This window comes from Streptomyces sp. NPDC055400, assembly GCF_053644375.1.
In genome coordinates this window covers 355,547-370,356 of sequence record NZ_JBSHLM010000002.1, presented here as the reverse complement: position 1 = coordinate 370,356, position 14,810 = coordinate 355,547, and the positions used below count along the sequence as shown (strand labels likewise).

Genomic DNA, 14,810 nt, shown 5'->3' with positions numbered 1-14,810 from the left:
GTCGCGGTCAACGGGCGACCGCGGTGAGGTGCGGGAAGCTGAGCACGGTCCGGCTGCGCATGACCTGGTCCGGGCGCAGGACGGTGCTCGGATACGCGGGCCGGTTGGGGGAGTCGGGGAAGTGCTGCGTCTCCAGGCACAGACCCGAGTGGGCGCCCAGCCGGCGACCCAGGAAGTCGCTGAAACCGCCGTCGAGTTGCTGCCCCGCGTACACCTGGATCCCGGGCTCGCTGGTGTGCACTTCCAGCACGCGCCCGCTGCCGGGGTCCTCGAGACGGGCCGCACGCCGTAGAGCCAACTGGCCATCTTCGGAGGGTCGTTCACGGTCGTCGAGGATCCAGCAGTGGTCGTATCCGTCGGCGCGACTCAACTGCTCGTCGGGCTCGGTGATCCGCGCGCCGATCCGCCGTGACCGGGTGAAGTCGAACGGAGAACCGGCCACCGGCGCGGGTGCGCCAGGCAGCGGGAGGCCCGTCTCGTCGATGGGCAGATACGTGGCGGCGTCCACGGTCAGAAGGTGGTCGAGCACCCCTCGGTCCGGGTTCCCGGAGAGGTTGAAGTAGGCGTGGTTCGTGAGATTGAGCGGCGTGGGACGGTCGGTGACGGCGTGATAGTCGAGCGTCAGGGATCCGTCGGACGCGAGGGTGTAGGTGACGGACACCTGGAGCGAACCGGGAAAGCCCTGGTCGCCGTGCGGACTGTCCAGGCTCAGGCGCACACTCGCGGCGCCGTCGGGCCGCTCGCAGGGCTCGGCACGCCACACCCGGCGGTCGAACCCGTCGGGCCCGCCGTGCAGCGAGTTGCCCCTGTCGTTGCGCGGGATGTGGTGCCGCGTTCCGTCCAGGGCGAACGTGCCCGCGGCGATGCGGTTGGCGTACCGGCCCACCACAGCGCCGAGATACGCGCCATGGGTGACGTAGTGCTTCACGTCCGGGAGGCTGAGGACCACCTCGGCGGGCGGCCTGCTCCCGGACGGACCCGGGACGCGCAGGGAGTGCAGTACGGCGCCGTACGTCAGGACGGCGGCCTCGACTCCGCTCGCACTGCGCAGAGTCCAGCGCTCGACCGGGAGGCCCGAGGAGGCGGCGCCGAAGGGTGCCGGGAAGGGGGTGGCGAAGGACATGGGCTCCTCGCGGGGGGTGAGGGCCGGGCACTGTCCGGCGCCGGGCAGGGGATACCGACGGGGCGCGGACCGAGCCGGAGACCGGCAGCTGCGGACGTCTGGACATTACAACGTTGTAAGGCGAGCTTGTAAGGGGTCGGTACAGCTATCTGCTCGGGTCTTCCGGCTGTTCGGCGGTCGAGCGGTTGTCCGGTGGCCGACGGGTCGGGGATTTCGGCGGGAAGTCCTTGACGGGCTGGCCGGCGGGAACGATCACGCGGTCCCGCCGCCCGGCCTACGGGTTCCGGCCCAGCGTGCTCTCGCGCGCGATGAGCCGGTAGTCCGCCCAGACGCGACGGGGCTCGTCCGCCTGGCCGCCGAGCCGGGCCAGGACCGACTCGACCGCCATCCGTGCGATGGCCTCCTTGTCCGGCGACACGGAGGTGAGCGTGACCGCCCCGAAGTGCCCCTCCACGACGTCGTCGAAGCCCACCACGGCGACGTCCTCGGGCACGCGCAGACCGCGCTCCGACAGCACCCGCATCGCTCCGATGGCGATCGGGTCGTTGTACGCGAACACGGCGTCGGGCCGGCGCCCGGTCTCCAGGATCCGGGTCATCGCCGCCGCACCGTCCGCGTGCCCCCACCCCTCGGTCGTCGCGATCAGCCCGTCGTCCACGGAGAGGCCCGCCGACAGGAGTTCCTCGCGCCACCCCTGAACACGCAGATGGGCGGGTTGGCTGTGGCCACGGCGGGCGCCGATGAACGCCACCTCGCGGCGCCCCATGTCGATCAGATGACGGACGGCCGTGCGGGCCGCCGCGACGTTGTCCACCGCGATGTGGTCGTAGGGCAGGTCGTAGTGGCGCTCGCCGAGCAGGACCAGAGGCACGTTCTCCGTGCGCTCACGAAGGTCCTCCGCCTCCAGCTCGATGGGGCTCAGGATCAGGCCGTCGATGACGCGTGCGCGGAACCCCTGGCTGACCAGGACCTCTTGCTCGCGCCGGCCTCCCGTGTGGTCCAGGAGCACGATGTAGTCGTGCAGGGCGGCGGCGTCGATCACCGCCGCCGCGAGCTCGGCGAAGTACGGGTTGCCGAGCTCGGGCAGGGCGAGGGCGATGATGCCCGTCCGGCCCTGACGCAGGTGGCGGGCGGTGAGATTGGGCCGGTAGCCGAGCTCGTCGATGGCCTGCTGCACCCGCTCGCGCATCGCGGGGGTGACGTGCTGGTAGTTGTTCACCACATTCGAGACGGTCTTGATCGACACGCCCGCACGCGCGGCGACGTCCTTGAGGCTGACCCGCACAACATTCCTTCCGGTGACCTGCCGGGCGCCGGGACCGGTGCGTGCCCGCACGGCGCCGGAGCCATGGCCCCGGCGCAAAGGCTCTGGAGCCGGGCTTGCAACGTTATACGTCCGCGCGGCGAAAGGTGGCAAGGGCGGACGGACATACCGGCACCGGCTGCCGGACCAGCTGCTCGACCGTCGAGGAAGCGGACCCCCGCACACCGACGCCGTGGCGGGACGGGATCCGCACACCGACGCCGTGGCAGGCCGGCATACGCACACCGACGCCGTGGCAGGCCGGCATACGCACACCGACGCCGTGGCCCGCCGGGATCCGCCCGGCGCGCCACGATCGGTCACGACCTCAGAGCAGCCGCCACAGATGGTCGTCCGTCCCGTTGTCGTCGAACTGGACGACCTGCGCGCTGTCCGCGGTAGACATCCCGTCCACGCCAAGGACCTTGCCGCTGTTCTTGTTGCGGATCCGGTACCACCCGTCCCCGCTGTCGACGAGCGCCCACAGATGGTCGGCGGTGCCGTTGTCCTCGTACTGGACGACGTGTGCGCTGTTCGCCGTCGACATCCCGTCGACCCCGAGGACCTTGCCGCTCTGGCCGTTACGGATCAGATGCCAGCCGTCGCCCTTGTCGACGAGCTGCCACGCGTGGTCACCCGTACCGGAGTTGGCGAACTGAACGACGCGGGCACTGTTCTCGGTCGACATGCCGTCGACAGCCAGGACCTTCCCGCTGTGCTTGTTGGCGATCCGCCGGAACGCGGGCTCCGGCGTCCACGCCCTGCCGTCGGGCGAGGCCTGGGGAAACGCCGTGATCCGCAGTCGGGCCGCGCCCATCGGGACGAGTGTCACGGTCTCGACGGGTGCGTCGCTGCGGGCCGGTCCGCTCTGCAGGGGTGCGACGACGTGCTCGTCGTCCGCGACCCACTCCTCAATACGACGGGCCTGCGCGGTGATGTGCACGGGCGTCGTTTCGTGGGTGAACGGGTTCTCCCCGACCGGCCCGTCGTCGCGCCGGAACACGAGGCCGGGGGCGGGGGACAGGCCGTAGTTCCAGGCCGAGGTCGCGTGCACCGCGTAGTGCGGGAACGTGTCGTCGCCCGCGTAGCGCTCGTACTGCTCGCCGATCCTCAAGGAGTAGGTGAGCGGTCCGTGGCCGACGCTGACGGCGTCATGGTTGCCGGGCCAGTGGCGTACGGAAGTGCGCTGAGGCAGGCGCAGCGTCACCACGTCACCGTCGTGCCAGGTGCGCTCCACCTTGGCCCAGACCGGTCCGTCCTCGGCCGCCAGACGCTTGCCGTTGACGAGGAGTTCGGGCCCGCGGCACCACCCCGGGATGCGGAGCTGGAGCGGGAAGCGCACCGGCTTCGGGGTGGAGAGCCTGAACTCGACCGCCTCGGTGAAGGGGTAGCCGGTCTCCTCGACGATGGTCACCTCGGTGCCGCCGGCGACCCGCGTGCGGACCGTGCAGGGGGCGTACATGGCGGCGGCGAGGCCGTCGCCGGGCGTCGCGAGCCACAGCTCCTCGTTGAAGTAGGGCCAGCCCATGCCGTAGTTGTGCGGGCAGCAGCGGTACTGGTCGACGCCGGGCTGCAGGGACTGCATGGCGAAGCCGTTCTGGAACTGTCCTTGTGTCTTCGGGGTGTTGTCCAGGTCGACGCTGTTGGCGCTGGTGACGTAGTGCAGGGACTTGCCCTGCGGGTCGAGTGCGGCGGGCAGCATGTTGAACGCGAGTTCCTCGCAGCGGTCCGCCCACACCGGGTCACCGGTGATGCGCGTGAGCAGTTCATGGCTGGCCATGAACTCGACGATGCCGCAGGTCTCGAAGCCCTGACGGGGGTCCCCGAAGCCGGGCCGGTAGTTCTCGTCCCCCGCCATGCCGCCGCCGGGAAATTGTCCGTACGCACCCATCACGGCGTCGTAACCGCGGTAGGTGGCCCGGGTCAGCTCGGCAGAGCCGGTGAGCTGCGCGTACTGGGCCGGCTCACGGAATCCCTGGGCGATGTTCACGTTGTGGCGCGAGGGCGTATCGCCGGTCCAGTCCGCCCCGAGAGTGTGCATCTTGCCCGCCAGATCGAGGAGGAACTTCTCCCCGGTACGGCGGTACAGCCACACCGCGATGTCGAGCCCGTCACCCCAACGGAAGGAAACCCAGCTGGAGTTGAATGCTCCGTCCCCCTGGGCGTTCATGAAGCGCAGGAAGCGCGTGACGAACGGGACGACGCGCTGGTCGCGCGTGTACTCCTCGTAGGTCCGCAGCGCCATCAGGAGCGGCAGGAACGGCCAGAAGTCCGGACCGCCGTTGAGTGCGGTCCGCAGCGCGCGCGGGCCGAAGAAGCCGTCGCTCTCCTGCGTGGCGAGGATCGCGTCGATCCACTCGCGCGAACGGGCCAGGGCATGCTCGTCACCGGTGGCGACCGCGAGTGGCACATAGCCGCGCAGCCAGTACGGCAGTTCCTCCCACGCCCCGCGCTCGGGGTGCACCCAGCCGGTGTTGTCGAAGTCCAGGAAGTGGGAGAGGTCCTCGTATCGGCCGCACAGCCCGTCGAGCTGGAGCCTCAGCTGTCCGGCGAGCCAGCCACGGGCGGTGACACTGCCGGAGGGCAGCTTCCGGAACGCGTCCGGGGCAAGCGTGCCGGCCGACGGCCGTGAAGCCGCCGCCGCGGACGGGGCGAACGGGCCGCCGAGCGCCGCGGCGCCCAGGCCCAGGGCGCCGGCACCGAGAAGAGCGCGTCTGCTGACAGGCATGCGGGTGCTCCTGTTCGGGGGGTACGGGGGAGGGGGTACGAAGGGGCCGCGCTCGCGCAAGAAGGGCGAGCCGCGCCCCGGTCCCCCTTCCGCCCCGAGAGGCGCGAAAGGGGGACCGGGCACATGTCGGACCGACCGCGCTCAGCTGCCGGAGCAGCCGGCCACGGTCGCCTGCGAGGCGTCGCGGATCAGCGCTTCCTGCGCCGCCTTCACCCGCTTCACATCCGGCTTGACGATCTTGCGGTCGTACGTCACCAGGCCGTTGAGCTCACCCTCGACGTCCGAGATCTGCGTGTACACGGCGCCGTTGCTGCCCTGGCAGGCCAGCTTGTGCACCTCGGCGAGGCGCGCGAGGTAGTCGTCCGTGTACTTCGCCGGGTCGACGTCCACGTACGACTGCTGCACCGCCCAGGCGTGACCGGGCACCGCGAGGCCGAGGCCGCCGTATTCGCCGCTGACCAGGGCGCGCTTGCCGTCGGGGTGCGGCGGCAGGGCCGGGCTCGGGTAGCCGTGCTCGTCCATGATGTCGCCGGTTCCGCCGTCCGCCCCCAGGTTGAGGCCCGACATGTTGTTGACCAGCCGCGTCGGGTCCCAGGCCTTGGCCTGCTCGGCGATGCGGCCCACGTCGTACTGGCCCCAGCCCTCGTTGAAGGTGACCCACATGACCACCGAGGGGTGACTGCTGTGCTGGTCGATCATCGTCTTCATCTCGCGCTCGTACTCGGCGCGCGCGGCCGTGTCCGGCGCCGCGCTCATGGCCGGCATGTCCTGCCACACCATCAGACCGAGCTTGTCCGCCCAGTAGAACCAGCGGTCGGGCTCGACCTTGATGTGCTTGCGGACCGAGTTGAAGCCCATCTGCTTGTGCATCTTCAGGTCGTAGGCCAGCGCCTCGTCCGTCGGCGCGGTGTGCAGCCCGTCGGGCCAGAAGCCCTGGTCGAGCGTGGCCATCATGAAGGCGGGCTTGCCGTTGAGGAGGGTGCGCGGGGTGCCGTTCACCTTCTCCACGGAGATGGAGCGCATCCCGAAGTAGCTGCCGACGCTGTCCTTGCCGACGTTCACCTTGAGGTTGTAGAGGAACGGGTCGTCGGGCGACCACAGATGCGCCTTGTCGATCTTCAGGGTCAGCGGCGCGCCGGTGACCCCGCTCGCCGTGGCGACCCTGCGCTTGCCGTCGTACGCCGTCGCCGTGACCGGCACGCCGTCCCGCACGCCCTTGGCCTCGACGGTGGCCTTGCCCGCCGTGACGTCCGGGGTGATCTTGAGGTCGGCGGCGTGATCGGCCGCGACCGGCTCCATCCATACGGTCTGCCAGATGCCGGAGGAGGGGGTGTACCAGATGCCGCTCGGGTCGAGGCGCTGCTTGCCGACCGGCGGGTTCTCGCCGCCCTGCGCGTCCGTCGGGTCGTAGACGCCGACGATCAGCTCCTGGGTGCGCCCCGGCTTCAGCGCGTCCGTGATGTCGGCGCTGAACTTGTCGTAACCGCCCTTGTGGTCGGCGACCTTGGTGCCGTTGACGTACACCTCGGACTGCCAGTCGACGGCGCCGAAGTTCAGCTGGAGGCGCTTGCCGTCACCGACCTTCCAGCCCGCGGGGACCGTGAAGGTGCGGCGGTACCACATGCGGTCCTCATGGCGCTCGATGCCGGAGAGCTGCGACTCGACCGGGTAGGGCACGAGGATCTTCTCGCCGAGCTGCTTGCCGACCGGTGGCTTGTCGCCGGACTTCGCCGCGGCGAACTGCCACTCGCCGTTGAGGTTCTGCCAGGCGTCCCGGGTGAGCTGCGGGCGCGGGTACTCGGGGTGGGCGTTCTTCGGCCCCACCTCGTCGGCCCACTTGGTGCGCAGCTCGTACTCCGAGTCGTTCGGGCCACTGCTCCAGAACTGGCCGACGGCCTTGTCGCCGGTGCTGGTCAGCCCGCCCTTGCCGTCGTACGTGACATCGGCCTGGCCTGACGCGCCGCCGCCCTTCCTGCCCACGACCGGCTCCTTGAGCCCGACGAGCAGGGTGCGGGGGTCGGCCGGGTCGGCCTTGATCGTGGACAGCGGCCACTGGGCGCCGCCGATCACGGCCTTCAGGTGATCCGCGAGTCCGGTCGGCGGGGCCGCGAGGGACTGCGCGAAGTCCAGCTTGAGAGTCCGGCCGTCCTTGAGGACGGTCGTCGATATCGCCCCGTCGTAGTCCCAGCCGTCGGGCAGCCGGAAGGCGGAGGAGGGGATCGCTTCCTTGGTCTCGCCGGGCTCGGTCCAGCGCAGATGGAGGTTCGAGCCGCCGAAGTGCTCGAAGTACTCGACCTTGATGTCGTACGCCTTGCCGGCCGTCAACTCGACGGGCTGGGAGGTCTGTTCCTTGTCCCAGTCGTCGACCCAGTGGTCGATGGCGAGCTTGCCGTCGACCCAGAGCCGGAAGCCGTTGTCGCCGATGATGGAAAACGTTGTCGCGCCGGTCTTCTCCGGTACGACCTTGCCCGTCCAGCGCACACTGGCGTCGTCGGCCTGGCCGGTGGCGGTCCGCAGCCGCGGCTCGAGGGTGTCGAAGTCGAGCTTCGGGTCGAAGCCGGTGGCCTTGAGCTCGTTGAAGTCGAAGGCTCCGGGGGCGGACTGGGTGTAGTACTCGCCCTTCAGGCCGTGAGGTTCGACCGGGTCGTCGGCCGCCGTCGCCGACGGCGACCCGGTGAGTGCCGCGAGGCCCAGTCCCGCGGCCAGCAGCATGGCCAGTCGGCCTCTGAGTCGTTTGGTGCGCACGAATCCTCCTTGACTGAGGAAGAGGGGGCGGCTCGTCACTTGCGTCTGTACAACGTTGGAAGGAGCGGGCAGTTGGCATGACAGCACGCCCTCAGGTGCGCTGTCCAGGGTCATGACAAGACGACCCCCCGGTAACTCCGCGGGGGCGATCCGACAGGCTGCAAAGTTTGCTGACGAGAAGGAGAGTGCGGCTTCGCCGACTCGGTTGAACACGTTCAAAACTTCTGTCAGGCTGACCCCGGCTCGAACGGGCGGACGCTGCCCGCGGTGGCCTGCTGGGGCGTGCGGTCGACAAGGTCGGGGCGGTGGGTGGGCGTGAAGTCGAGGACGGCGGTGCTGCTCGGATGTCTGGTCCTGGCCTGTGCGTCGTGCGCCGACGCGGGTGGTGGGGCGGCCGTGATCCAGCAGGCCGATCTGGTCGGGGACTGGGCCAACTCGGCCGGAGCCCGCGTGCACATGGCGGGCGATCACACCGTGACGGCGAGCGGGGTCGATCATGCCGTGCCCGACTACACGTGCCCGACGACGGTGAAGGCCGCCAGGTGGCAGTTCTTCACGCGGGCCGACTCGTCCGGGTTCGCCACCGCGTCCGACTCGGTGGCCGAGGGGGACTCTCTCGTGGTGAATGTGGACTCCGGTGACCCCGACTCGCAGTGGTGCGACCTCCAGGTCGCCGTTCAGCGGGACTACCGGGGTTTCGATCTGTGCCTGGTTCTGGACATGGATCAGGGGTGCACGGCCGGGGAACTCCTGCGTAGGGTTCCGGCGGCACGGGGGTGAGCGTGCGGCGGTGTCGAATCGAATGGATGCCGCAGGCCCTAGGGTGAGCCGAATCGGGTGGAGGTCGTGCTCCCGTGCCGGGCGCTTGCCGATATCGGCTCGTTTGCAATGGTGTTGGGCTGCTTCCGGCGTGGTCGCCGGGGTCGTTCGGTGCACGGGCCGACGGATGGGTGGACAGTGTTCCGCGCCCGTGCTCCCACTCCCGTCCTGGACGGCGCACCGGTACTCCGCCGCCTTCAAGTCCTGGGACGGCGGCTCACCGCTGTTCGTCGCGGGGGCGGTCAACGTCTGGAACTGGACGCCCAGCGGTGCCGCCGGGCTCGGCGAGCTGCTGGGGGACCCGTTCGGGATCGTCCGTGGCGATGTCTTCTTCGACCTGCTGAACCAGGCCGGAAGCCGCGAAAGCCAGGGCCTCCCGGCGGGCCCGCCTACGCCGCTTCGTAGTGGTGGGCCCGACCGCCGCGCCACTTCACCCAGGCCGGATCGTCGAGCAGCGTCTCCGCGTCCGGCAGCCCGGCCCGGCGCAAGAACTCGACGACTTCCCTGTCGGAATGCGCGAGGCCGAGTATCTGACCGTGCGCCGTCACCCTGCGCCCACCCGTACGCGAGGGGCGGTGCACGACTATCGGCACGACGTCCATAAGTACAGGGTCATTCGAATGCCGGGCGCGTGCATCCGATGGCCAGGCGTTTTTGCTGGAAGATAGAGACAGAGCCCCGCTCGGCCCACCCCCCCCGGCCGGGCGGGGCTCGCCTTGTGCGCGCGGGCTCTCGCCAGGGTTGTCCGCCGGAGTCCTGTACCTCACCCAGGACGTCCCCCGGGCGCGGGCCTCGCCGACGGGCTCGGCCCCGGCCTGCTGATCGCGTTCTGCATCACCTGGGACCGGCCCGGCTGGTACGTCGTGGGCGCCCTGTTCACCGTCACCGGCGCCTGGCGTCCCCTATGCCGTCCGCTGGGCTCAACGGCCTGTGCCCGCACCGGACTTGCCCCTCGAAGCGGGGCGGCCCGTTTCGCGGGTCTGAAATACGACCGAGTCTTCCCAGCCGGCCGAGTAGTCCCGAGAGTGCACGTCCGATCGGCCGGTGAGCGCTCACCCACGACGGGCTGTGCATTCTCGCCTCGTGGGCGGCGAATCATCCGGACGCCGCCTCGGAACCAGCGCTCCGACGGCTCCCGCACGGGGTTCAGTCCAGCACTCCGAGCACCCCGTCGGGGTTGCAGTGCGGACAGGCCGGCACCTGCTCCCACAGCGCGCGGCGCGCTTGGTCGTCCGTGACGCCTCGCGACCGTTTGCCCGCCATGTGGCAGCCGCCGACGTGCACGTACACCGGTGCGCGCCCGCCGAGCCCCATCTCGATCAGCCAGTCGGGGGGCAGCGGCTGGTCCCGTTCGCCGCGCTGTTTCTCGGCTTCCTGCCGCTCCGCCTCCGCGATCTTGCGGCGCACCCTGTCCAGAGACAGCACGAGCCACGTCTCCAGTGTGCGGAGTCTCGGCAGGTCGGGCGGCAGTTCGGACATGTGTTCGAGTCTACGACGATTTCCGGCCAGGGAGTACGTCCATTGAATGGCCCAAGCACAGAGCCCAGAATTGCCCCACATGGATGGGCCGATGTGCGCGTACCGTCATTGCCATGCCGAACCTGCTGCCGCCCGCCGGCCCTCAACGCACCCTCGCCCTGGCCCAGTTGAGCAACTCGCTGGGCGACGGCGCGTACTACGTCACCTCGGCGCTCTACTTCACTCACGTCGTCGGCCTCGCGCCGGCCAGGATCGGCTTCGGCCTCACTGTCGCCTGGGCGATCGGGTCAGTCGTCGGGGTGCCGCTCGGCCGGATCGCGGACCGCCGGGGCCCGCGTGGGACGGCGGTCCTGCTCGCCCTCGCGACCGGTGCCGCGGTCGCCTCCTTCCTGGTCGTACGCGGTTTCCTGCCCTTCCTCGTGGCCGCCTGCCTCTACGCGAGCGCGCAGTCGGGACTCGCGGCCGCGCGCCAGGCGCTGCTCGCCGGTCTGGTGGCCAAGGAGGACCGCACGGGTGCCCTCGCCCACCTGCAGTCGACGCTCAACGCGGGTCTCGCGGTGGGCGCGGCGCTCGGCGGCCTCGCACTGTCCGCCGGGACGAAGCCGGCGTATCTGACGGTGTTCGCGATCGACGCCGTCAGTTTCGTCCTCTGCGCACTCGTCCTGCTGCGGCTCCCGGCCGTCGCCCCGGCGCCGGCCGTCCGCGGAGCGAAACTCGAAGTCCTGCGCGACCGGCCCTACGCCGCCGTGACCCTCCTCAACACCGTTCTTCTCCTGCGGATGCCGCTGCTCAGCCTCGGGCTCCCGCTGTGGATCAACGAGCGCACCGACGCCCCCACGTGGCTCGTCTCCGGGCTCTTCATCCTCAACACCGGCGCCGTGATGCTCTTCCAGGTCCGCACGGCCCGCTCGGTCTCCGGCCTCCCCACGGCGACCCGCGCCATCCGCCGGTCAGGCGTGCTCATGCTCCTGGCGTGCGGTGTCTTCGCCGCCTCGGCCACCGGCTCGGTCTGGGCCGCGGTCGCCGCGCTGTTCGGAGGGTCGGTGCTCCTGGTCGCCGCCGAGATGCTCCAGTCGGCCGGATCCTGGCAGCTCGGCTTCGACCTGGCCCCGGCCGGGCGCATCGGCGAGTACCAGGGCTTCTTCGGTACGGGCGTCACGGTCGCCCGCACGCTCGGCCCGCTGCTGCTCACCGCGCTGCTGCTCGGGATGGGCACGCCGGGCTGGCTGCTGCTCGGCTGCCTGGTCCTGGCGGCGTCGTACGTGCTGGGGCCGGTGACGCGGTGGGCGGCGAAAACGCGCCAAGATCCAGCACGCGTACGGGTCGCGGCTTCGACGGTGTGATCTCGGCGCCGCGGACGGGTAGGCCCACAGCGTTCTGAGCGGCAAGCGTTGCCGGCGCTCCGTCGCCGCGCAGTCTCCCGCACCGTCTACCGCGCAGTCTCCCGAAAGGAGACCGGTCCCATGACCGAACTCGACTCACCGATCCCGCGGTTCCACCTGGCGATGCCCGTGGACGACCTGCCCGCCGCCCGGCGCTTCTACGGTGAGGTGCTCGGCCTTGAGCAGGGCCGCAGCGCCGACACATGGGTGGACTGGAATCTCCACGGCCATCAGTTCGTCACCCACCTAGCCCCCACCCGCGCCGAGCCCATCCGCAACCCCGTCGACGGACACGAGGTGCCCGTACCGCACTTCGGGCTGATCCTCACGATCCCCGTGTTCCAGGAGCTCGCCGACCGGCTCCGCGCCGCGGACACGAAGTTCGTCATCGAGCCCTACGTACGCTTCGCGGGCGAGCCCGGCGAGCAGTGGACGATGTTCCTGCTGGATCCGGCGGGCAACGCCCTGGAGTTCAAGGCGTTCGCCGACGACTCCCAGGTCTTCGCGACCTGACCGCGCTATCCGGCGTCGCCGCCCGCCTTCGCCTTCACGTCCGCCTCCACGTCGTGCCTGGCGAGGCCCTCGTCCCTGGCGTACTCGGTGACGGCCTGCTGGACGTCGCGGGCCAGGTCCCGCCACGCGCGCCAGGCCGTCTCGTAGGTCTGGGTCTGCGACTCGCTCAACGGCTCGAGCCCCGGTGGTCCGTAGCCGTCCCGGAGTCTCAGGACCTCGTGGTGTGCCGCGTTCGCGGCCTGCTGTCTCTCGACGAGCTCGTCGAAGGTGTGTGCCACGCAGCGGATCCTAGGTCGCCGTCGAGGCGATCCCGGTCAGCGCTCGCGCGGGTGACACGAATGCCGGAGGGGTGTGAGCGAAACGGGTCAGGGGCGGCGCCGTCCGGCGCCGCCCCTGACCCCGTCCGGCGAGTTCCCTCAGGACTGGGGGCGCTTGCCGTGGTTCGCGGCGTGCTTGCGGCGAGCCTTCTTCTTGCGCCGTCGCTTCGAGGACATTGCTACCTCCCAGGTGTCGCTGTTCTTCGCGGTCCTGCCTGGATGAGCGTGCCCACCCAGACGATCATCCGGCCGCCTGCCCAAGGGCGCGACCGGTAATGACGTGGCCCATGCCACCACTCCCGCCCCCGATCGGCCGGGCGACGCGCCGCTGTGGCGATCCGCCCTGCGGGCTGCCCACCCCCTCGCGTGTGTTACCTAAGCTGAGTGCGGATTTGCCTATAGGTCTTAGGCTACTGCATAATCGATTTCGTTGATTGGGGTGAAGGTTATGGTGCGCGTAGGGCTGACCAAGGAACGCCTGATCCGAGCCGGCGCCGAGCTGGCCGACGAGGCCGGGTTCGACAAGGTGACCGTCTCCGCGCTCGCGAGACAGTTCGACGTCAAGGTCGCGAGCCTGTACTCGCACCTGAAGAACTCCCAGGAACTCAAGACCGGGATCGCGCTGGTCGCCCTGGAGGAGCTCGCCGACCGGGGCGCCGCGGCGCTCGCCGGGCGTGCGGGCAAGGACGCCCTCGCCGCCTTCGCGAACGTCTACCGCGACTACGCACGGGAACACCCCGGACGCTACGCGGCGGCCCAGCTGCGGCTCGACCCGGAGACGGCGGCTGCCAGCGCCGGCGTCCGGCACGCACAGATGATGCGGGCGATCCTGCGCGGCTACGACCTCACGGAGCCGGACCAGACCCACGCGGTCCGACTCCTCGGCAGCGTCTTCCACGGCTACGTCAGCCTGGAGATGCAGGGAGGCTTCAGCCACAGCGCACCCGACTCGCAGGAAAGCTGGTCGCGGATCCTCGACTCCCTCGATGCCACGCTGCGGAACTGGCCCGCACCCTGACCACGGCCCCGTGCCGACCCGTATCGGTGCGCCCGAACAGCCCACAGGCATATTGATCAACAGGTTGAGGCAATGCACATGAACGACAACTGGACCACCACTCCCGTCACCGCGGACCTCGTGCGTGGCGCGTACGAGGTGGAGCGCTCCGAGCACGGCGTGCTCCCGCACCGGCTGCCCGCGCGGGCCCGCGCGCAGTACTCCGACGGGCAACTGGCCATGGCGGAGGCCCAACCCTCCGGCGTGCGGCTGGTGTTCCGCACCCGGGCCACCGTCATCGAGCTGGACGCGCTCCGGACCAAGATGGCCTACAAGGGCGCTCCGCCCCGTCCGGACGGCGTGTACGACCTGCTGGTCGACGGCCGCCTGGCCGCGCAGGCCGGTGTCACCGGCGGCAACGTACAGATGGTGGACATGACCACAGGCACCAGGGAGACCCGGCCCGGGCCCATCGGCACCGTGCGGTTCGCCGGGCTGCCCGACAGCATGAAGGACGTCGAGATCTGGCTGCCGTACAACGAGATCACCGAGCTGGTCGCCCTGCGTGCCGATGCCCCGGTCGAGCGCATGCCGGACAGCGGGCGCAAGGTGTGGCTGCATCACGGCAGTTCGATCAGCCACGGCTCGGACGCCGCAAGCCCCAGCACGACGTGGCCGGCGCTGGCCGCCTCCCTCGGGGGCGTGGAGTTGATGAACCTCGGTCTGGGGGGCAGTGCCCTGCTCGACCCGTTCACCGCGCGTGCCCTACGGGACACCCCCGCGGACTTGATCAGCGTCAAGATCGGCATCAACATTGTCAATGCCGACCTGATGCGCCTGCGCGCGTTCACCCCGGCGGTGCACGGTTTCCTCGACACGATCCGTGAGGGACACCCGACCGTGCCGCTGCTGGTCGTGTCGCCGGTCTACTGCGCCATCCACGAGGACACTCCGGGCCCCAGCGCCCCGGACTTCAGCAACCTCGGTGCGGGCAGGCTGCAGTTCATGGCCGTAGGTGACCCGGCGGAGCGAGCAGCGGGGAAGCTCACCCTCAACGTCATCCGGGACGAGCTGGCGCGCGTCGTGAAGCAGCGGACCGCGGACGACCCGAACCTGTACTACCTCGACGGCCGCGACCTGTACGGCGAGGAGGACTTCGCCGAGCTGCCGCTGCCCGACCAGCTCCACCCGGACGCCGCCACCCACCGGCGCATGGGCGACCGCTTCAACACCCTGGCCTTCGGCGCGGACGGTCCGTTCGCGTGCGCGGTGACCGAGCGTCCCTGAGGCTCGTTCCTGCCGGGGGCCGCGTGGTGTCACCCCCTGCGCGCCGTGCCGAGCCTCTGGTCCGTCAGACGGATCCGGAGGTGGAACTGGATCAGGCACGGCTGACCGGGCAGGCGA

General features: G+C 70.3%; 12 protein-coding genes. 5 read left to right on the top strand and 7 right to left on the bottom strand.

What is annotated here, in order from left to right:
- Positions 1 to 7 precede the first annotated feature (7 nt).
- The 4 genes from ACWIGU_RS06065 to ACWIGU_RS06050 form a co-directional block, all read right to left on the bottom strand.
- Complete coding sequence (locus tag ACWIGU_RS06065; protein WP_454397898.1) at positions 8 to 1,123, bottom strand: aldose epimerase family protein; 1,116 nt, start codon at positions 1,121 to 1,123, stop codon at positions 8 to 10.
- Positions 1,124 to 1,397: 274 nt separating this feature from the next.
- Positions 1,398 to 2,408, bottom strand: a complete 1,011-nt coding sequence (locus tag ACWIGU_RS06060; protein WP_454397896.1) for a LacI family DNA-binding transcriptional regulator — start codon at positions 2,406 to 2,408, stop codon at positions 1,398 to 1,400.
- A 346-nt stretch (positions 2,409 to 2,754) separates the two neighbouring features.
- On the bottom strand, positions 2,755 to 5,154 hold the full coding sequence (locus tag ACWIGU_RS06055) for a beta-L-arabinofuranosidase domain-containing protein (RefSeq protein WP_454397894.1): 2,400 nt from the start codon (positions 5,152 to 5,154) through the stop codon (positions 2,755 to 2,757).
- 141 nt (positions 5,155 to 5,295) lie between these two features.
- Entirely contained in the window at positions 5,296 to 7,899 is a 2,604-nt protein-coding gene (locus ACWIGU_RS06050; protein WP_454397892.1) for a PA14 domain-containing protein, read from the bottom strand.
- A gap of 315 nt (positions 7,900 to 8,214) precedes the next feature.
- On the opposite strand from ACWIGU_RS06050, the gene ACWIGU_RS06045 reads away from it, so the two are divergent.
- A complete protein-coding gene (locus ACWIGU_RS06045; protein WP_454397890.1) occupies positions 8,215 to 8,679 on the top strand; it encodes a hypothetical protein in 465 nt (154 codons plus the stop codon).
- A 428-nt stretch (positions 8,680 to 9,107) separates the two neighbouring features.
- Here ACWIGU_RS06045 and ACWIGU_RS06040 read toward each other — a convergent pair whose 3' ends face one another.
- Positions 9,108 to 9,320: a hypothetical protein gene (locus ACWIGU_RS06040; RefSeq protein WP_454397888.1), complete on the bottom strand. Its 213-nt coding sequence runs from the start codon at positions 9,318 to 9,320 to the stop codon at positions 9,108 to 9,110.
- A 544-nt stretch (positions 9,321 to 9,864) separates the two neighbouring features.
- On the bottom strand, positions 9,865 to 10,197 hold the full coding sequence (locus ACWIGU_RS06035; RefSeq protein WP_454397886.1) for a DUF6233 domain-containing protein: 333 nt from the start codon (positions 10,195 to 10,197) through the stop codon (positions 9,865 to 9,867).
- Between the two features lie 113 nt (positions 10,198 to 10,310).
- On the opposite strand from ACWIGU_RS06035, the gene ACWIGU_RS06030 reads away from it, so the two are divergent.
- Both ACWIGU_RS06030 and ACWIGU_RS06025 read left to right on the top strand, forming a co-directional pair.
- On the top strand, positions 10,311 to 11,540 hold the full coding sequence (locus ACWIGU_RS06030; RefSeq protein ID WP_454397884.1) for an MFS transporter: 1,230 nt from the start codon (positions 10,311 to 10,313) through the stop codon (positions 11,538 to 11,540).
- Between the two features lie 120 nt (positions 11,541 to 11,660).
- Positions 11,661 to 12,092 carry a VOC family protein gene (locus ACWIGU_RS06025; protein WP_454397882.1) on the top strand — a complete coding sequence of 144 codons (432 nt, stop codon included), beginning with the start codon at positions 11,661 to 11,663 and terminating at the stop codon, positions 12,090 to 12,092.
- Between the two features lie 5 nt (positions 12,093 to 12,097).
- On the opposite strand, the gene ACWIGU_RS06020 is transcribed toward ACWIGU_RS06025, so the two are convergent.
- The gene (locus ACWIGU_RS06020) at positions 12,098 to 12,370 is read right to left on the bottom strand and encodes a hypothetical protein (protein WP_454397880.1); all 273 of its coding nucleotides are present in this window, start codon (positions 12,368 to 12,370) and stop codon (positions 12,098 to 12,100) included.
- A gap of 487 nt (positions 12,371 to 12,857) precedes the next feature.
- Here ACWIGU_RS06020 and ACWIGU_RS06015 point away from each other — a divergent pair, with 487 nt between their 5' ends.
- Positions 12,858 to 13,427, top strand: a complete 570-nt coding sequence (locus tag ACWIGU_RS06015; RefSeq protein ID WP_454397878.1) for a TetR/AcrR family transcriptional regulator — start codon at positions 12,858 to 12,860, stop codon at positions 13,425 to 13,427.
- 72 nt (positions 13,428 to 13,499) lie between these two features.
- Positions 13,500 to 14,693, top strand: a complete 1,194-nt coding sequence (locus ACWIGU_RS06010) for a GDSL-type esterase/lipase family protein (protein ID WP_454397876.1) — start codon at positions 13,500 to 13,502, stop codon at positions 14,691 to 14,693.
- The last annotated feature ends 117 nt before the right edge of the window (positions 14,694 to 14,810 follow it).